Consider the following 19,433-nt stretch of genomic DNA (forward strand, 5'->3'; position numbering starts at 1 on the left):
GTAGGTGCATGACCATCGACATTATGCAGTTTTTCTGAGAAGCTAAAATTTCATTTACATCAAAGTGTTAGAGTTTAGGTCGAAATCATGTCTGTGTGGTTGGGTATGCCTATAAATAAAATGTTATACGTAAGTGAACACGGAGGACATAATGGACTGGATTGAGAAAATTGACAAATCGGAATTGCAATATATGGTTCCTGCCTTATTTGTTTTCTTTGATGATATCGAGACGGCAGCATCTCTATTGTACCGAGAAGGCATGGCTAGTCCTTTAGCGAGCTCGGAAGATAAAGCGAGAGCAATTGAGCGCACAAAAAATGAGCTAGAGTCTAGACCCCCCAAAAAATACTGGGAGGCTGTTAAGAGTGAGATTTGTACAATAATATGTACGGATGATGAAAAATATTTGAAGTTGCGTAAGCAGTTAATGCTGGAAGGCGAAAAAGGAACTAAGTCTATAGTCGCAATAATATCGGCCTTTATAGGTAGTGTTCTTGGAGTGGAAGCAACGCTTTTAACTGGTTTTTGTGCTGTTTCTTTATACGCAATTTTAAAAGTTGGTAAAGAGGCCTATTGTGCTGTCGAGCACGTATAAAATCGGCTCAAACCGACCTTCACTGCGTTTCCCGTTTTGTGTTTGTTCGCTACGTTAATGCAAAACAACCAAATCCGTTACGGCAGTTTAGATGAACGTTAGGTGTCTAATTGAGAATGAATAAAACTATCGAGAAAATTTGGTTATTGCCCTTAGCTCTTGCACTTACGGTAATTCTTTCGTTTACAGCGGCGTTAATCGGGCTTTTCCCAATGCCATATTATTTGGGATTGTGATACCGTATCTCGTAGTTGGCAACTTAGGGTTAATAGCTTACGTTGCGGTAAAGCGCAGGACGCAATTACTTAAAGTGTCGCTAATTAGTGTTATTTCTCTAGGGCTGGCATATTTATGGGCAATACAAACGGTGTAACAAGCTAAGGCTGCATCGCCCTTCGGGCTGGACCGCGTCACTGTCGCGGCTTTGGGCGCTTAGGGGCCTTAATGCGTATCGTGCTTCGTTTAATATTCATAATTACGATGGCTACTGTTACAGGTTGCGGCACTGTTAGTTTTGAGGATGTAAGTAATATCACACCATACTCTGAATCGGTCGGATTGGCGCTTACGTCAAACGAAGACGTTATTTTTCATGGATGGACAGAAGAAGATCATACTGTACAGGCCCCAGTATTCTTTACCTCCGGGAGCTGCCAACAGATTTGTAAAGTCGCGAACGAATTTCCCAGTGGGGTTAAAGGTTGAGATTGTGGCGGTAGAACAGTGTGTAGATTGCTATTTGTACTTTGAATCAAGAATAAAATTTAGGGTTATTCCCAAAAACCTAAAAACTGACTATGAGTTACCAATGTATTTGGATAGCTCGTTATTAATTAAAGACTGGGGGTAAGACAATGAGCCAGTCAAATATCATTATAATGTATTCACAGTCGGCTCTTAACAATAACAAGGGGCGGTATCGGAGCCACTTTCCGCTGTGCTGGACGTTATACATCATGAATCGACTATTTATAATCTTATTACTGCTGTCTCTTTCTGGGTGTGCAGTTATTTCAATTAGTCCCGAAGTCGAAGGGGTGGTGCGAGACAGTAACGGTGTTCCCGTGGTAGCGAATATCGAAGTTACTCATAAGACGTTAGACAATAAAACTAAATCGTTGACGACAGACAATGAAGGTAATTTCAAAGTAAGTCGCATGCGGGTATGGACGCCAATCCCATTTTCCGCAATCAGAATATGGGCTGAGGTTAGGGTCACTGCTTCAGGTTACGAGCCTTATGAGTACGAAATAGAAGGCTTCGAAAATACACCGAAAGTTGTGGAGCTTAAAAAGAAATAATGAAATCTATACAGGCCCCCCATAACTTTATTGACGCCAAATTTCTAACTCATTAATCTCAAATAACCTACTCAAGGATGAGTAAGTTGCTCCTAAATTCGATAATAAGTGCGTCCTGTATAAGACACGACAATTCAACAGGCGTTTATTACTGTGGCGGCTTTGCTGTAAGCCCCTTAATTGTTGGATTTACTATGGAATAAGTAACGTGCATGCATTAATTTTAATCGATCAGCAAAAGGGAATTGATCATCCCAAATTAGGCGTGAGAAACAATCCAACTGCTGAAACTGAAATTTCGAGTTTGTTGTCTCTATGGCGTCAGAAAAGCTGGCCGATCTTTCATGTAAAACATCGATCTAAACAAAGAGAATCTGTGTTTTGGCCAGATCAAGAAGGATTCGAATTCAAGGAAGCATTTCTGCCATTAGAAGGGGAGACAACCATTGAAAAATCGGTTCCTTGTGCGTTTATTAACAATAGCTTGGATGATGAACTGAAAAAGCTTGGTGTTAATGAGATCGTTTTGGTTGGCGTGGCAACGAACAACTCAGTGGAATCGACCGCAAGAACGGGCGGCAGCCTTGGCTATACCGTGTACGTGGTAGACGATGCTTGTTTTACCTTTGCTAAACCAGACTATTTTGGCTTAGCACGCAGTGCTGATGAGGTGCATGCGATGTCTCTTGCAAATCTACACGGAGAATATGCAACGGTCACAAGTCGTGAGCAATTAGTTGAGAAGGTAATAGCCTAAAAGTGGATTTTGAAATTTAATATGAAGACATCTCCTAAGAAGCTGTCTCTAATGTGGCATTTAACAAGTTTGTTAGGTTTTAATCATAAGTAACTCTGGGATGCGTAAACAATGCGAGGCCTTTATCTTGCAGGGACTCTATAAATAAGGGAGCTGTATTCATATGCTATCTAAGATATTTAAGCCTACTAAACCGCGCGTTTTTATGGCGTCAATTGTCGCAGTGCCAAGAGAGGAGTGGAAACGCTCAGATGAGGAAGGTTGGTTTAAATCTGAGAAGCTAGATTATGAAGCCAAAGTGATCGTGGAGAGCGTTTTTTCGTCGCTTCCGCCTGTTAGTTCTGTGTATGAGCCTGAGGGTAATGACCTAGGCTTGGACGTGATGATAGCCAAAGTGCAAGGAGCTGAGTTCACTTCCACAATGACACCACCGTTTTCATTACCTATCTTTTGGCGCCCAAAAGTTCAGATTAAGTCTCGGCTCTATTACATAAAGAGTCAACGCACCAAGAAAACTTATTCGGTAACCGTAAAAATGCCTTGGGGTGAATACCTTGCGGGCGTTTTAAGCCTGAGGGGAGTCTTTAGGTACAAGCCGATTTTTGTTTCCAAAGATCTAGAACCATTGCTTTTAACTGCCTGTGAAAAACTGCTGAAAAAAATGATTCAGTCCACTTAGACCAACAACTGCTTATCATAAGGTGTTAGTTATCCCGTCTATAGATGAGTGGATAGGATAAAGTCCCCTGTTAAATGCTTTTATAATATGGCGTATACGCACCGATAAATTCTTCTATTGGTCGAAGTTGGAAGTAACCGTCAACCATCCGAGCGTTTTGGATTCGATCTATTCGAAACATTCGAGAGGACGATCTAAGATGATCCCAAGCAGTGATGTACCAGATAGGCCAATTTAATAAGATGTATTGCGCTTCGATCACACGCGTTGTTTTTTCCCCTGAGTCAGACTGATAATCAATCTCCAGACATCTTTGCCGTAAAAACGCCTCTGCGATGCTCTCGGATAAGGCCTGAGCGGGTTCTGTGTAGCGTGATACGGTATTGGCGCCTGCGTTGTCGCCAATCATGATGCGCTTACGGATATTACTGACGGCATTGCGTTGTTCTTGAGGGAAGGCTTGGAACAGTTTCTGTTTGATCGCTTTTAAATTGCTTGTAAGAAGCGGGGATTTCAGAGACTCCATAATGGCCAAAGAAAGTATCAATTCAATGACCTCATGATGGCTTAAATTTAATCGATCGATTCCCCATCGGCCGTTTAGTCGAATGCCACCACCTCGCCCCCTATCTGACTCAATGGGGTAGCCCGCTTTTTTCAGTTCAGCCAGCTCACGCATTAAGGTTCGTTGGCTTACCCCTAATTGCTCACGCAGGTCTGATGTCTTCCAATATTCTTCGGAGCGAAGTAGGCCGATGAGACGATTACGCCGTTCGGCTCGTTGTTCAAAGCTGGTATTTATCATAGATAAAATATGTCATGAAATGGCATAAATATCCATATACTTCAAATCAGTGGAAAGCTTCCATCTATTAACTTTATGACGCGTAAAAGGAGTATAAACATGAAGCACTATTACAACCCTATGAGTAGAGCCATCACAACAGACTGGATGCTGAAAGAACTGAAGGTAGAGCATGAGCGAGTGTTCATCGACTTTACAACTAAAGAGAATCACCAAGCCGAGTACAAGAACATCAACCCTATGGGCAAGTTGCCAGCGTTGATGGACGGCGATACGGTGGTGACGGAAGTGTCTGCTATTTGTGCGTACCTTGCCGATAAATTCCCTGAAAAGAAGCTTGCGCCTGCCATTGATTCCACTGATCGAGGTGCGTATTACCGCTATCTATTTTTTGCAGGTAACACCATTGAGCCTATGTTTTCACTTTCTGTTTGCGGGTTGGTGCATCCAGAACCGACAACGGCAGGTTGGGGGGATATGCCCAGTGTGTTGGAAACAATAGAATCCATGACGCCAGAAGCAGGTTGGGCGCTGGGTGAACAATTCACCGCGGCGGATGTGGTGTTTGGTGGTTTACTCGACTTTTCCATGGTCTTTAAGTGGATGGAGCCCTCTCCTAAAGTCGCTGCCTACGTCGACCGGATCCGTCAAAGGCCCGCTTATCGAGAAACCCATAGCGCTTTTCTTGAGATGACTGAAAAAGGCTAAATAAATTGGGGGCAGAAGAAAAAGAGATTAAAAAAGGACTAATTTTCATCTGACCCAGAAGTGCCCTTGATGGTATAGCGCAACGCATAGTCTTTAAGTGTTAGATCACTTCGTAACTTGTTTTGGATACTCTACGAGTTGCAGGAAAACAGAATTGAGGCATTTTTCCCTAGCTGTTACCCAATTATATCGTGCTAGGTGTCAATTGAGCTGGCCACCTTTCTGATGAGGCTAGCTCTGAATTCAGTGAGAGCTCAATTGGCGTTGTGGTAATCGAATCGGATGATAATGATTCTCGAAACGCAGGCGTTGGTACCGAGGTTTTGTAACCCATAGGCTCGTCCAGATTCATGCCATTGCTGGCTTTTTCTGTTGGTTATTATGCAATGCTGTTCTTTGTGCTTCTAGCAGGTCGTCTAAAGATAATTGTGCGCTGTTTGAAGGTGGTTGTGCGTGATTTGAAGGTAGCACCCGCGGCCAGCGCTTTCGATACAAACGTATTCGTTATTCGCAGTGTTTCTCAACATTCGATTACGTGTACGGCCACATAAGCTATCAATGGTTTTACGCATATCGGTTGAGCCACAAATCAAGATAATAGAAACTTGGGGAGAGGAGGTAAACATAGACAATCATTCTTTAGACCAAAGAAATCATCACTCTATGTAAATCGAAATCAGATGCTTATGTGTAGTTTACTAGACGCTTATCTTCCTCATTCTTGACTATGCTATTTGACATTACTGAATTATCGAACTCGCTCCTAAAGCTATGGGTGGCTCGTATCAATCTGACATTTATAGACTAGAAGGAGAGAGTTATTGCAGAAAGCGCGCTATGAAATCTACCGAAAAAAGCGGCCAAGTTAATTTACGATAACCTCATAAAGTAGTTGACGTTTGATATCCTAGTAGCGGTTGACTTATTGTTAGCTCGATATTAGAAAAAAATTATAGATAGATTGATTATGATTCTAATTTCTATACTGATTTAAAATCAGCTTGACACCTTGGGTGTATGGGAATATAAATGTGTGTACCGATATGGTGCTGTTGTTTTGTTTTGGCACTATAATGAAGCGAATTTTTTGTTTATCGTGAGCAAGGAAAGAGATAGAGCTATGGATAGGGCTATGTTAGAAAAATATTTGCCTGCTTTGCTAGTGGGAGGTATGGCAACATTTTCTGGAATAGGTGTTTCACGCTTTGCCTATACTCCACTTTTGCCAGAATTAGTTCATCAAGGATGGTTTAATGAGGTTTTTTCCGTCTATTTAAGTGGCGCGAATCTTGTTGGTTACTTAATTGGCGCACTGGCTGCACATTATATTTCCTTATATATCAAACCTCGATTATTAATGGCTCTATGCTTTACTGCAATCTCTTTAAGCTTCTTCCTTTGTGCTCAACCGGGCAGTTATATATGGTTTTTCACTTGGCGATTAATCGCAGGTATTAGTGGCGCCATACTCATGGTTGTAGGCCCCGCAACTGCATTATTAGCTATCCCAGGAGCTAGTCGTAGCAAAATTGGTTCATATATATTTATGGGCATTGGCTTTGGTATTATTTTGTCGTCCCTGATAGTGCCATTATCTATTCAGTTTGGTTTGTCCTCGATTTGGTTCATGCTTGGTTTGCTTAGTCTATTATCTGGAGTAGTAAGTGACCGTAATTTTATTAAGCTTCCCTCAAGTATAGCGACAGAAAAAAAGCAGACAAATTCTACTAAAGGCATTAAAGGTAACGTCAAATTAGCCGTACTATTTGTAGTGCTAGCCTATGCTTTGGATGCCATTGGCTTTATTCCTCATACCCTATTTTGGGTTGACTATTTAGCAAGAGAAAAGGCATTAGGAGTAGATGTTGCATCAATACAATGGACTGTTTTCGGTGTAGGAGCCATTTTTGGTCCCTTGATAGCAGGGCGCTTAAGTCAGCAGTTTGGTTGGCATTCTGCTCTTTATATTGCGTTTATAATTAAAGCTCTAGCTATTGTAATACCTATATTTTCTATATCAATTATTTGTAGAACTTTATCCTCTTTTTTGGTTGGCGCCATGGTTCCAGGAATTGTGGCATTAACTTCTGGGCGTATTTCTGAACTGTCTGATGCCATTAATTATAAGCGTTTATGGGGATACGCTACTGCGTTTTTTTCTACTGCTCAGGCCTTGTCTGGCTATGCTATGTCTGCATTATATGAAAATATGGGGAGTTATTATTTATTGTTTTACATTGGCAGTGCTGCGTTATTCATTGGTGCTTTTCTAGCCTTTTTGAGTAATTATGTGGTTGGCTTTAAACTATTTTCAATTTTTCGATAATTTAATTGCAGGTTTTAATATGAAGTTATTTTCAAATAAAACATCACCTTATGCTCGAATGGTTAGGATCCTGATTTTAGAGAAAGAAATGACTGAAAAGGTAGATCTTGTTTGGTGTGATCCTTGGAGTGATGATGAAAATTTTCTTAAAATAAATCCATTAGGAAGAATTCCTAGCTTGGTTTTAGAATCAGGTTTGGCAATAAATGAATCGATAATAATTGCCAATTATTTAGACTCCATTGATGAAAAAACTCCCTCGCTTATACCTAATAAATATAAAGAAAATGTGTTTTATCTTATGGGGTTAGGTCAAGGTATAATGGATGCCGCCTTTTCAATAGTCATTTCCAAAAAATATTTGGGTAGAGAGCTTGATAATTCAATATTGAATTTAAGGCGATTTAATGGAATTCGTCGATCACTAGGGCAACTTGAAGAAAATATAGAAAAATATTCTCATGAGGAAAGCATTACATTAGGAGATATTTCTATTGCAGTATCCCTGAGCTATATATTGTTTCGTATTCCTGAAATGAAAATAAATGATAATTATCCTAAGTTATCAAAGTGGTGTGAGAGAATTTCATCTAGAAGTAGCTTTGAAAGCACCGCTTTTAAATGAATAAATAGATTATAATTTTTTTGTTTCAATAAAGGATTGAAAATGAAAAAAATTGCGATTGTCGGTATGGGGCCAAGAGGTACCTCTTTACTTGAGAGGATGATTACATATATAGAGAACTCGAAAGATAAAGTTAATATTTCATTTTTGTTTTTTGAGAAGAATAAAGAATTTGGGTCAGGTTGTCATAAAAAAGATCTACCTAAAGGGTTATTGGCAAATACTATCGCCAGTCAAATAACTATGTTTTACGGGGATGAAATGGAATCGTTTGGCCCCGTGAAATCTGGCCCTTGTTTTTATGAGTGGCATACTCAGATAAAAAAACAACCTATTGGCGAATCAGACTATCCTTCTAGAAGTGTTTTGGGTGAATACTTAAATTATTTTTACGATTTTCAAATAAACAGATTAAAAAAATTGGGTATTTCATTCTTCGAAATTAATGAGGAAGTGATAGATATTGATTCGAGTTTTGGTAGAGCTTCGATCAAAACAAAAAATGATAATTACAAGGTTGATTCTATTACAATTTGTAGTGGTCATGAAGATATGGAAGTTAGAAATGATAGAGTGTTTGACTTTGTTTTTTCTACAGAAAAAATGCACGAAATACCAAGCGGATCTGAGGTCGGCATTCAAGGAATGGGATTGACTGCTTTTGATGTTATTAGTAGTTTGACTGAAGGGCGCGGTGGAGAGTTTGTGGCGTCTTCTGATGGTGGTTTAGAGTATATTGCTTCAGGAAATGAGCCTTTTTTAAATATTTTTTCGCGATCTGGGATTTTTCTTTCAAGCCGTGCCTATAACGCTAATACATCTTTCATTTACAAGCCGATTGTTTTTAAAACTGAATCTATTGAGTATATGAAAAAAATAAAAGGTAAGCTTGACTTTGAACTCGATGTTTTACCTTTATTAATTACTGAGTTGCAAATTGCATATATGCAACAAGGAGGAGAGGGTGCTCTTGATACGGATTATTTCTTCCATCCAGAGAAAAAATTGGACTTTAATGATGAAAAAAAATTCGTTGAAAGTTTTTGCTCTTTGTTAAAGTTAGACTATTCTCAATCACTTGATGGTAAGTTTGAAAATCCTTATAAATTTTGTCAGGATGTCGTAAGAGATTTACGTGATGTTATTCGAGTCGCTACAGATTATTCTGCCTTAAATCCAGAGTCACACAAGGTTTTAATAAATAAATGGCAGCCAATAATTAATAAGATTTGTGTTGGGCCTCCATATCTAAGGCTGATGCAACTCGAAGCACTTATTAAAGCTGGGTTATGTTCAGTCTCTACTGCTGCTAACCCTACAGTATTAAAAACAGAAAACGGTTTTAAGTTAGTTCAAAAATTTAATAATGATAAAAAAGAAAAGAATATTGATTATCTGATAAAAGCTAGAATGCCCACGATAAATTTTAATGAGCGAAAAGATACCTTGGTTAATAATTTAAAAGAAAAGTTTAGATTTTTTAATAATGGCGGTTTCCAATATGGAGGGCTTGATATTGATTCACAGCATAGAGTAATTGATATTAATGGTGAACCGTGCGAAAATTTTCATGCTATTGGTTTATCATCCGAAGGGCCTAAATATTTTACATTGGTTCTTGGAAGGCCAGGTATGGTATCGACATTTTTGATGGATAGTAATTTTTTAGCAAATAAAATTTATCTTGATGTATTGTCATCAAAAGAAAATGTTGTTTCTTGATCTTTTTTTCTTTTAATTATTTTGGTTTTTATGTTTCGATTTTTAATTGTTAACTACCTTTCTAGTATGGGGATAGTTTTTTTAATATTATCTTTTGTTTTTAATTTTAGTTTAAGCGATGGAATTGATTCTTTCTATAAAAAAACTATCGAAGGAGCTTTTTTTCTTGATAGTGTTATTGTTTATATATTAGCACTTAGCTTTTTGAAGTTATCCTTAATCAACAGAAGGCTTTTTCAAAAAATGGAATTTGATCAAGCTAAATCTTCTTCAATTGAGACAAAAATAATCTCTTTTTTAAGTGCTTTTTCTTTTGGGTTAGGTGTTTCGTCATTTCTTAAAGCTTTATCTAAGGGACCTATTGAGACAAAAAAAATATCAAGAGGATTAACTTCGAGTATGCTTATATATCCTACAACATTAGCATCTGGTTATGTTTTTGATTTTTATGAATTTGATTCAATTTTCTCTGTTTTTTTGATTGGGCTACCTTTATGTCTTTTTATAATATTTCTGGATAATAAAAAGACACCTTTTTCCTTTTTCAATTTAAATATTTTGCTTTTCTCTTTGTTTTTGGCATTTCTGAATGTTTTCTATATGTATGTTTTTTCACTTTTTTTGAATGGAAGCTTTTTGTTAAAGCAATCACTGTTTTTTATTATTTTTTCATTATTCTTGCAATGGCGTACTATCTTTAAAGTATCTGAAGCTTTCTTTTCTATATGGCGGCAAGTTCTTTTCTTCATAGGAGTTGGTAGTGTTAGCTATTCTATATCCCCAATACTAAAATCAGTAAATCCATACGAAGTTCTTTCTTTTCTTGGTAATGATTTTATATTGATTTTTCCTATTTTCTTAGTGCCTATTTTGAGTGTCTTTCTTATTCATCCTTTATTACTTTTTATTTCCTTTAGTTTGTTGTTTTCTCAGCCAATGTTAGATGCCGGATTTACTGAAGAGCAAATATGTATTGCTTGGCTTGTTATGATTGTGAATGCTCAATTGTTATCACCAGTATCATTAACTACAGTAATGGCATCAACTAATACGAATAACAATATTTTTTACGAAAGTTTTTTTAAACATTATAAATTTTGTTTTGTTTTTGGGGGTGTTTCTTTTTTGTATTTATTGTTTCTACGATGATTTTATTGCTTTCTGAATATAACGCATTTATCAAGCAACAGGAAAGTATAAAAGTAACCCAAAGGTCTCTTATCGAAGCTTAAGTTCAAAGTGTGTCATTGATTTTTTTACGTTACTTTTCTCTAGGGAAGGTGTGAATAAGTCCATTGGCTTCAGCGTGTGGATAACGCTTCTTTATTTGAGGTAAGTTTCGCCGTCCAATATCGAGCATATTGGCAAGAAAGTGAACAAAGAATTAAAGAGAGTTTAGCCTACGCCTTCTGGGTCTTTCAGAGAAACAGCCTATCTTTGTTAAGAGTGATTGAAAGGTATTAACATTCCTGCTCACTCTCGCCTTAATAGGCTGTTTCTCTGATAAGACTGAAGCTCATAAGACTTATTCGTGCCTTCCCTAGACACTCGATATCGTAAAGCATAATTGTTTTTGTATTTTCTAAGAGCCAAGGGAAAAACGGAAGATGGTACTTGGTGTTTTAATGAGTAGATCTTGACGCCGCTGTTTTATAAATAACGATCAACACCTTTATATGACAGACCTCGAGAAGGGATTGTTCTGTTACTTTCTAGTTAATTCCTGTCAGTGCTTGGGTTGGCTGATTGTAAAAGCTAGTCTTCCAAACCTGTATCTAAACCAACTGTTTCCTATTCATGCGTTGAAGAAAATCGAGATGTCTTTAGACTTGGACGCTAAAGGGACACTTTATGTCGCGACGTTAGAATACCTCCAATGGGTCGCTGATCTCTCGACATTTACTCAAGCATAAGTGGCGCATTTTTTGTCTGCACATGAGCCGGTAATCCGCCCGTACGCTTACGTTGCGACAACGGCCCGGAGTTTATTAGTCATGAGTTCGGTAAGTGGGCTAAAAAGAAAGGCATCAGAATAGACTATATTCAACCGTGTAACCGTCAACAAAATGCGTATATTGAGCGTTACAATCGAACAGCGAGATATGGCTGGGTCAGTAAACACCTGTTTGATACGCTCGAAGAAGTCTAAGACTATGCAACAGAGTGGCTATGGTTTTACAATTATGAAAGGCCACATACTGCCAACGGAGGTAAGCCACCTCTAATGGCCGCTTAACGTCTACTTTTGAACGGCATTAAAAAGGGGAGGATTACCAGCCTAAGCCGAAGGAAGTTATATGTACATATCACGCCAACACAATTTTCTTTTCTGTCATGTTTCAAGAACCGGTGGGACGTCGTTGACCGAACATATAAAACGACATGTTAAAGACGTTGAACAGGTACGTTTACAGCACTTATCTATGAAAGAAGGCAAAGCTATTCTAGGGGAAGAATTCGATACTTTTTTTAAATTTACATTGGTTCGAAACCCCTGGGAGAGGCTAGTCTCTTGGTACGCTTTGATGGCTTTATCTGATGCATCATTTGACCTGAACAGCGCCGCATTAAATGCCTTACCGGATTCTCCCCATTGGCGAAAGTTTGATGAATTTTTGGAGGCGGTGTCGACCCAGAAAATCGGAGGATGTCGTGGAAATCGATTGGTTTTTAGCCAGTGGCAGCAATTAATTGATGATGACGGTAATTTACTTGTAGATGAGATTGGCCGATTTGAAAACTATGCTCAGGATATCCCCAAATTTCTGTCAAAAGTGAATGTCATGAAACCTTTCGAAGAAAACGTAAATGGCTCAAAGCATCTTCATTATAGCGAGTATTACTCTGATTTTGGTAAGGAGCTGGTTGCGGACGTATTTCATGAAGACGTATCTAACTTTGGTTACCATTTTGAGCCTATCTAATTCTGATATAGAGGCTGCATTCATGACTTTGGCGGTGATTTTTTTGCGAAATCATTGATTGCCAAGAGCCATGAACGTTCCCTTTTTTAGCTAATATTCTGATCTATATTTTTTGAGAGAGTCTCAAGACCAGTTGAAAATAGTGCTCGAATTAAACATGGGCCACTTTTGTCGGTGTTGGGTGACGTAGTAGTTTACGGATTAGTTTGAGTAAGGCGCTAATAGTAATGACCTGAATAGTAAACAGGACACCTATTCCAATCCAATAGGCAGGGCTAAAAGGCTCAATAATTCCTGTTTTTACCCAACCGATATGCCACCAGAACATCCCCATTACAAACAAAGCGACACCGGGGCATACTAATCCAAAACTGATAGGGTTTTCTTTATCTCCGTATAAATAATACGTCAAATAATGATTGGCTTTCATGACTTTATAACCTAATGTAAAAACCCCTAATTGCAGCATGAAAATAACGGTGAGAGGTAAGAAGAGAGAACCCGGACTGCTCTCAATCCCAAAGTGGTGGTTTAACCCATGGGATAAACGTACCCAACTAATGCCCAATACCGTCAAAATAGGAATCAGCATCCATAGGCTAGGAGAAGCGGCTTCAGCGATTCCGTGCTTCATAATCGCATTGATACCATGACTCAATACAATAATGCCAATGAGTAACGCGAAGGCGAAAAATGCAATGCTCAATGTCGTTGCAATCGCAGCTGTAATCGCAATATGAGACATAGCCGAAGCGGCCGCGAATCCCACCGATAACATAGAAAACGTAAATACACTTACTAAGGCGGATAGGTGATTATGATCGACACTTGCATAACCGCCACTACGTACCATGTTGGAGATGTACTGAACAAAGATACGTACAGCGTAAACACCAATTAACGCGAATGCGGCAATTGCACCGGGAAAAAGTAACTCAACGGAAGCCCATAAATTAGGGATAAATAAAGCGCCGAGAATAAACAGCACGTTCACTGTCATGGCGAAGGTGACAGGGATGGCCATAAGTTGTACTTCAGCGGGTGTATTAACGAGTGCTTTTAAGTCTTTTTTGAACGCGGTACTTTCGGCGATATTCCAAAACAACAATGCAAAATGGAGTATGGAAAACACAATAATCCCTACTAATGAGGCAAACGTAAGGGCGGCCATAAAACCACCTTCATTTAACTGAGTACTCCAATCCGCAAATGTCGGTATTGGTGTGTTTTTATGAGGTACCATCCACATCAGGTACATAAAAAAACTTACCGCCGTACCGCCAGCACCTAAAGAACTGAACCAATAGCTTGGATGAAACGTCATGTTGGGTTTTCTGCGAATCATGGAACTGTCCTCTCTTTAATATTAGTAAATTCTAATATATAAGGGGGAAATGATTGTTTGCATAAAAAAGTGATGATTGTTTGACCAGTATCACTTTTTAATGTCATGTCTCAGAAAATTAGGGGCAGATGAAACTAGGGTTAGTAATTGACCCCATCCTAACCTTCCCCTTGGTAAGGGGAAGGGATCTGAAAATTTTTCAGTAAAAGCAATGGGTTAAATTATATAATAGATTCAGTACCGACCCTAAGTTGTTCTAATTTGTTTATCTCAAAAAACTACGCAAACACGGGTGCGTCGAATTCTTCTGGCTCATCGGTATAAATGCAGACATTCCAGTCTTCTGCTAAGCCGTCGTCTGCCTCGCAGTAGGTTTGGAAAAATTCGCCGATTTCCTTGCGGTTACAGTGTGCTTCAAAGCTTGCCATGTCTTTCCAGATTTCTTGGAAGGCGATGGGGAAGCTTTTTCCTTCTGCGTAGGGGCTGGCGACTTGTCGAGTAACTCGGTATTCGATGCATCCATCTTCTCTAAGTGTGTTCGGTTCTAAGCTTTGCAAGACCTTGAAGAGGGTTTTCTCTTGACCTGATTTGGGTAAAAATTGAGCAACACAGTAGACTCTACTAGACATTGTGATTTCCTTAGTTAATTGTTCTGCCTTTGGATATTCGGTTATTTTCACGCAACTTTGTCCAAGAGTTATATCGTCTAAAACCATAATTTAGACATAAAGTCTTTGATTTTAAAGAATATTTTTGTTTTCTATTAGTGCGAAATCGGACTCTAAATCGTACTTTTTTGATAAAATTGAGAGAAAATAGAAAAAAACACCATATTTTACTGAAAAATCGCAATGTTCAGAGGATTTTTCTGTTGAAAAAAAACGACACGACAGAAAATACTCCAACAGCGATGTAAAACGCGTGAATTGGGTTTAATTTACCTTGAATTTGACTTGAAATCACGGGTGTCAAATTTGAGCAAGGGGTGGTCGCGAGTTAAGATGAGTGCCAATTTAAAAGGGAAGTGTGGGTAAATTTCGTCACTTAGAGCCTCTCTGTAGGCCCACACGAATATCCTAACAAAGGCAAAAACGTTTTTTTTGGTTCGTTTTTTCCCTACTAGTTTCTAAATATCTTTCTAATTTTACGTTTTACAGTGGGAGTTGGTGTATGAATACAGGTCTTTATCGTCCTGGTGAGTTCAAAGACAACTGTGGCTTTGGTCTGATCGCTCATATGGAAGGCACTTCTAGCCATGAGCTATTGAAGACAGCAATTGAGTCTTTAACTTGCATGACACACCGAGGTGGGATCGCCGCGGACGGCAAAACGGGTGATGGCTGTGGTCTTTTGATTCAAAAGCCCGATGCATTCTTGCGCAGTGAAGCGCTGTCTTTATTCAATCATATGTTGTCCGACCTATATGGCGTCGGTATGGTTTTCCTTGATCAAGATGAAGCGTTAGCGATTGAGCAACGTGATACCTTGACCCAAGAGCTTGAAAAAGAAGGCTTAAAAGTCGTCGGTTGGCGAGAAGTGCCAACGGACTCTGCGTGCCTTGGTGGCATCGCGTTAGATTGTTTGCCTCGTATTGAACAAGTGTTTGTCGACAGCAACCGTATGGATGCTCGTACCTTTGCAACCCGTTTGTTCGTGTCTCGTCGTAAAACGGAAATCGCACTTTCTGAATACGAAAACTTTTACATCTGTTCTTTGTCTGACCGCGTTTTGTCATATAAAGGTTTGATGATGCCGGAAGATTTGCCTTCGTTCTATAAAGACTTAGGAAACGAAAAGCTTCAGACTGCAATCTGTGTCTTCCACCAGCGTTTCTCTACGAATACGTTACCGCGTTGGCCGCTTGCTCAGCCATTCCGTATGGTTGCACACAACGGTGAGATCAACACGATTGAAGGTAACCGTAATTGGGCGTTGGCGCGTGCTTCTAAACTAAGCTCTCCTCTTATTCCTGAGCTAAATGATCTGCAACCTATCGTTAACCTGACAGGGTCTGACTCTTCTTCCATGGATAACATGTTGGAAGTGCTTGTGACCGGTGGTATGGATATCTTCCGTGCCGCACGTTTGATTATTCCACCTGCTTGGCAAAACGTTGAAAACATGGATTCAGAGTTGCGTGCTTTTTATGAGTACAACTCTATGCACATGGACCCTTGGGATGGCCCAGCCGGTTTGGTAATGACCGATGGTCGTCACGCGATCTGTATGCTTGACCGTAATGGTTTGCGTCCTGCACGTTGGGTGATTACCAAGAATGGCTTTATTACGCTTGCATCTGAAATCGGCACTTACGACTACAAACCAGAAGACGTTGTGTCTAAAGGTCGTGTCGGACCGGGTCAGATGTTGGTGGTTGATACGCAAAATGGTGAAGTACTTCACACAGACGACATCAACGAAAAACTTAAATCAGCGCACCCTTACCGTAAATGGTTGAAGCAAGAGTCGATTCGTATTGAATCACTTTTGCAAGAGCATGAAATGGAGTTTGTTCCTTTCTCTGCTGAGCAAATGCAAACTTACCAGAAAATGTTCCAGGTTTCGTTTGAAGAGCGCGATCAAATCTTCCGTCCATTAGCTGAAAGCGGACACGAAGCCGTTGGCTCGATGGGTGATGATACGCCAATGGCGGTCATGTCGAGTCAAACGCGTCCTGTGACGGATTACTTCCGTCAGAAGTTTGCTCAGGTGACCAACCCACCGATCGATCCACTACGTGAATCGGTTGTGATGTCGTTGGAAACCTGTGTCGGTGTTGAGCGTAACTTATTTGAAGAAACGCCGAAGCATGCCAACCGTATTATTTTGTCATCGCCTATTTTGTCGCCGCGTAAATACAGCCGACTGTTGGCGATGGAAGATCACCGCTTCCGTTTGGCTCGTTTAAACACCAACTACAACCCTGAAGAAGTGACGCTAGAACAAGCAGTACGCAACCTTCAGATGAGTGCAGAAGAAGTGGTTCGTAATGGCGCCGTGATCGTTGTGCTAACGGATCGCGACATTGAAAAGACACATTTGCCAATCCCAGCGGCAATGGCTGTTGGTGCGGTTCACCATCACTTAACGGCTGTTGGCTTGCGTTGTGATTCAAACATTATTGCGGATACGGGCTTTGCACGCGATCCTCATCAGTTTGCTGTATTGCTTGGCTTTGGTGCGACGGCGATCTATCCATACCTATCATATCGTTTGATGAACGATATGATCGATAAAGGTGAAGTGCTAGGCGACCCAATTGAGTGCCATCGTAAGTACCGTAAAGGCATCAATAAAGGCCTGATGAAAATCATGTCTAAGATGGGTATTTCAACCGTTGCCTCTTACCGTGGTGCACAGCTTTTTGAAGCGGTTGGTCTATCTAAAGACGTTGTTGATACTTGTTTCAAAGGCGTTGCTAGCCGTATTCAAGGTGCAACTTTTGCGGATCTGCAAAAAGAGCAGGCAAAAGTGGCGTCTGCGGCGTGGAAAGCACGTAAATCTATTGTGCAGGGTGGCTATCTGAAATACGTTCATGGTGCTGAATACCATGCGTTTAACCCAGATGTCGTTCGTAACCTGCAAAAGGCCGTGGGCAGCGGGGAATTTGCCGACTTCCAGCAATACGCTGAGTTGGTAAATACTCGTCCAGCTTCTATGCTGCGTGACTTGTTTGGTTTGTCTGATAAAGCGCAAGCTATCTCGTTAGATTCAGTAGAAGGCATCGATACCATCCTTCCTCGGTTTGACTCAGCAGGTATGTCTTTAGGTGCGTTGTCTCCAGAAGCGCACGAAGCATTGGCACAAGCAATGAACGAACTGGGCTGTCGTTCAAACTCTGGTGAAGGCGGTGAAGACCCAGCGCGTCACGGAACAGAGCGACGCTCTAAGATCAAACAAATTGCATCAGGTCGATTTGGTGTTACGCCAGAATACCTTGTGAACGCTGAAGTGCTGCAAATTAAAGTAGCGCAAGGTGCGAAACCAGGTGAAGGTGGTCAGCTTCCGGGTGGTAAGGTAAACGGCTTAATTGCGCGTCTGCGTTACTCTGTACCGGGTGTGACATTGATCTCTCCACCACCGCACCACGACATTTACTCGATTGAAGATTTAGCGCAGCTTATCTTCGACTTGAAACAGGTTAACCCAGACGCACTTGTGTCTGTGAAGCTGGTTTCTGAGCCGGGCGTTGGTACGATTGCAGCGGGTGTTGCGAAAGCCTACGCTGACTTGATTACGATCTCTGGCTACGACGGCGGTACAGCGGCGTCACCATTAACCTCGATCCGTCATGCGGGATCGCCATGGGAGCTTGGCCTAGCAGAAGCGCAACAAGCGCTGCGTGCTAACGATCTTCGTGGCAAGATTCGTCTGCAAACAGACGGTGGTCTTAAGACCGGTCTAGATGTGGTTAAGGCGGCGATCTTAGGTGCTGAAAGCTTCGGCTTCGGTACGACGCCAATGGTGGCAATGGGTTGTAAGTTCCTACGTATCTGTCACTTGAACAACTGTGCGACGGGTGTGGCGACACAAGATAAGCATCTTCGTGACGAGCATTTCATTGGTACGGTTGAGATGATCAAAAACTTCTTCCGCTTTATGGCTGAAGACACGCGTCAGTGGATGGCGAAACTGGGTGTATCCAAGTTGCAAGATTTGATTGGTCGCACCGACCTGCTATCACTGCTACCGGGTGAAACTGAGAAACAAGCGCACTTGGATCTATCGCCTATTCTTAATAACGATGCGATTCCAGCGGACAAACCTCAGTACTGTGAAGTACCGTTTAACCCACCGCACGATAAAGGCGCACACGCTGATACGATGTGGGCGGCAGTGAAGGACACAGTAGAAGAGAAAGAAGGTGGCGAGTTTGAATTTAACGTTACCAACTGTGACCGTTCTATTGGTGCTCGCTTATCTGGTGAGATCGCTAAACGCTACGGCAACCAAGGCATGGTGGATGCACCGTTGACCTTGAAACTGAACGGGACAGCGGGTCAATCATTCGGCGTTTGGAACGCGGGTGGATTGAACATGTACCTAGAAGGTGACGCGAACGACTACGTTGGTAAAGGCATGACAGGTGGTAAGCTTGTGATTCGTCCGCCAAAAGGGTCAATGTTCAAGTCACAAGACTCTGCGATCATCGGTAACACCTGTCTATATGGTGCAACGGGCGGCAAATTGTACGCTGCGGGTACTGCGGGCGAGCGTTTCGCGGTTCGTAACTCTGGTGTTCATGCGGTTATTGAAGGCGCGGGCGACCACTGTTGTGAATACATGACCGGCGGTATGGTCACGGTACTGGGCAATACAGGTTACAACTTTGGTGCGGGTATGACAGGGGGCTTTGCTTATGTACTTGACCTTGATCGTACCTTCGTTGACAAATACAACCACGAATTGGTTGAGATTCAACGAGTCGGCACAGAGTTGACCGAAGAATACCGTTCGCATTTACGCAGTGTTATCCAAGAATATGTGAACGAAACAGGTAGTGAATGGGGCCAAGAAATTCTAGATGACTTCTACGATTTCATTGGTAAATTCTGGCTGGTTAAGCCTAAAGCCGCGAGTTTGAGCGCGCTATTAGCGAACACTCGTCAACGTCCGGAATAACAACGCAGCCATAGGAGATGA

General features: G+C 40.9%; 14 protein-coding genes and 1 pseudogene. 12 read left to right on the forward strand and 3 right to left on the reverse strand.

What is annotated here, in order from left to right; translation table 11 throughout:
* Positions 1-151: 151 nt before the first annotated feature.
* The 4 genes from MARME_RS02040 (at position 152) to MARME_RS02060 (ending at position 3,335) form a co-directional block, all read left to right on the forward strand.
* Positions 152-598, forward strand: coding sequence for a hypothetical protein (locus MARME_RS02040; RefSeq protein WP_013659609.1), 447 nt, complete (start codon positions 152-154; stop codon positions 596-598).
* A gap of 956 nt (positions 599-1,554) precedes the next feature.
* Positions 1,555-1,899 (forward strand): carboxypeptidase-like regulatory domain-containing protein, encoded by a 345-nt coding sequence (locus MARME_RS02050; protein WP_041647732.1) that lies wholly within the window; start codon positions 1,555-1,557, stop codon positions 1,897-1,899.
* Positions 1,900-2,107: 208 nt separating this feature from the next.
* Positions 2,108-2,656: a cysteine hydrolase family protein gene (locus MARME_RS02055; RefSeq protein ID WP_013659612.1), complete on the forward strand. Its 549-nt coding sequence runs from the start codon at positions 2,108-2,110 to the stop codon at positions 2,654-2,656.
* Between the two features lie 163 nt (positions 2,657-2,819).
* Positions 2,820-3,335, forward strand: coding sequence for a hypothetical protein (locus tag MARME_RS02060; protein WP_013659613.1), 516 nt, complete (start codon positions 2,820-2,822; stop codon positions 3,333-3,335).
* Positions 3,336-3,405: 70 nt separating this feature from the next.
* Here the strand turns inward: MARME_RS02060 and MARME_RS02065 are convergent, their stop codons facing one another.
* Complete coding sequence (locus MARME_RS02065; RefSeq protein ID WP_013659614.1) at positions 3,406-4,140, reverse strand: helix-turn-helix transcriptional regulator; 735 nt, start codon at positions 4,138-4,140, stop codon at positions 3,406-3,408.
* 99 nt (positions 4,141-4,239) lie between these two features.
* Between MARME_RS02065 and MARME_RS02070 the strand changes: the two genes are divergently transcribed.
* The 7 genes and pseudogenes from MARME_RS02070 to MARME_RS02105 all read left to right on the forward strand — a co-directional run bounded on the left by MARME_RS02070 (position 4,240) and on the right by MARME_RS02105 (position 12,445).
* Positions 4,240-4,848, forward strand: coding sequence for a glutathione S-transferase family protein (locus MARME_RS02070; RefSeq protein ID WP_013659615.1), 609 nt, complete (start codon positions 4,240-4,242; stop codon positions 4,846-4,848).
* A gap of 1,132 nt (positions 4,849-5,980) precedes the next feature.
* Positions 5,981-7,174 (forward strand): YbfB/YjiJ family MFS transporter, encoded by a 1,194-nt coding sequence (locus tag MARME_RS02080; RefSeq protein ID WP_041648126.1) that lies wholly within the window; start codon positions 5,981-5,983, stop codon positions 7,172-7,174.
* A gap of 19 nt (positions 7,175-7,193) precedes the next feature.
* The gene (locus MARME_RS02085) at positions 7,194-7,799 is read left to right on the forward strand and encodes a glutathione S-transferase N-terminal domain-containing protein (RefSeq protein ID WP_041648127.1); all 606 of its coding nucleotides are present in this window, start codon (positions 7,194-7,196) and stop codon (positions 7,797-7,799) included.
* A 42-nt stretch (positions 7,800-7,841) separates the two neighbouring features.
* Complete coding sequence (locus MARME_RS02090; protein WP_013659618.1) at positions 7,842-9,521, forward strand: FAD/NAD(P)-binding protein; 1,680 nt, start codon at positions 7,842-7,844, stop codon at positions 9,519-9,521.
* A gap of 30 nt (positions 9,522-9,551) precedes the next feature.
* The gene (locus MARME_RS02095; RefSeq protein WP_013659619.1) at positions 9,552-10,670 is read left to right on the forward strand and encodes a hypothetical protein; all 1,119 of its coding nucleotides are present in this window, start codon (positions 9,552-9,554) and stop codon (positions 10,668-10,670) included.
* Between the two features lie 802 nt (positions 10,671-11,472).
* Positions 11,473-11,757, forward strand: a pseudogene (locus MARME_RS21745) (integrase core domain-containing protein); the annotation flags it as partial.
* A 61-nt stretch (positions 11,758-11,818) separates the two neighbouring features.
* Complete coding sequence (locus MARME_RS02105; RefSeq protein WP_013659621.1) at positions 11,819-12,445, forward strand: sulfotransferase family 2 domain-containing protein; 627 nt, start codon at positions 11,819-11,821, stop codon at positions 12,443-12,445.
* Between the two features lie 151 nt (positions 12,446-12,596).
* Here MARME_RS02105 and MARME_RS02110 read toward each other — a convergent pair whose 3' ends face one another.
* Both MARME_RS02110 and MARME_RS02115 read right to left on the reverse strand, forming a co-directional pair.
* Positions 12,597-13,790, reverse strand: coding sequence for a TsoY family (seleno)protein (locus MARME_RS02110; protein WP_013659622.1), 1,194 nt, complete (start codon positions 13,788-13,790; stop codon positions 12,597-12,599).
* Positions 13,791-14,068: 278 nt separating this feature from the next.
* On the reverse strand, positions 14,069-14,419 hold the full coding sequence (locus MARME_RS02115) for a putative quinol monooxygenase (RefSeq protein ID WP_013659623.1): 351 nt from the start codon (positions 14,417-14,419) through the stop codon (positions 14,069-14,071).
* Positions 14,420-14,960: 541 nt separating this feature from the next.
* Here MARME_RS02115 and gltB point away from each other — a divergent pair.
* Complete coding sequence (gene gltB / locus MARME_RS02120; RefSeq protein ID WP_013659624.1) at positions 14,961-19,412, forward strand: glutamate synthase large subunit; 4,452 nt, start codon at positions 14,961-14,963, stop codon at positions 19,410-19,412.
* The last annotated feature ends 21 nt before the right edge of the window (positions 19,413-19,433 follow it).

It is taken from the genome of Marinomonas mediterranea MMB-1 (assembly GCF_000192865.1).
GTDB classification, from domain to species: domain Bacteria; phylum Pseudomonadota; class Gammaproteobacteria; order Pseudomonadales; family Marinomonadaceae; genus Marinomonas; species Marinomonas mediterranea.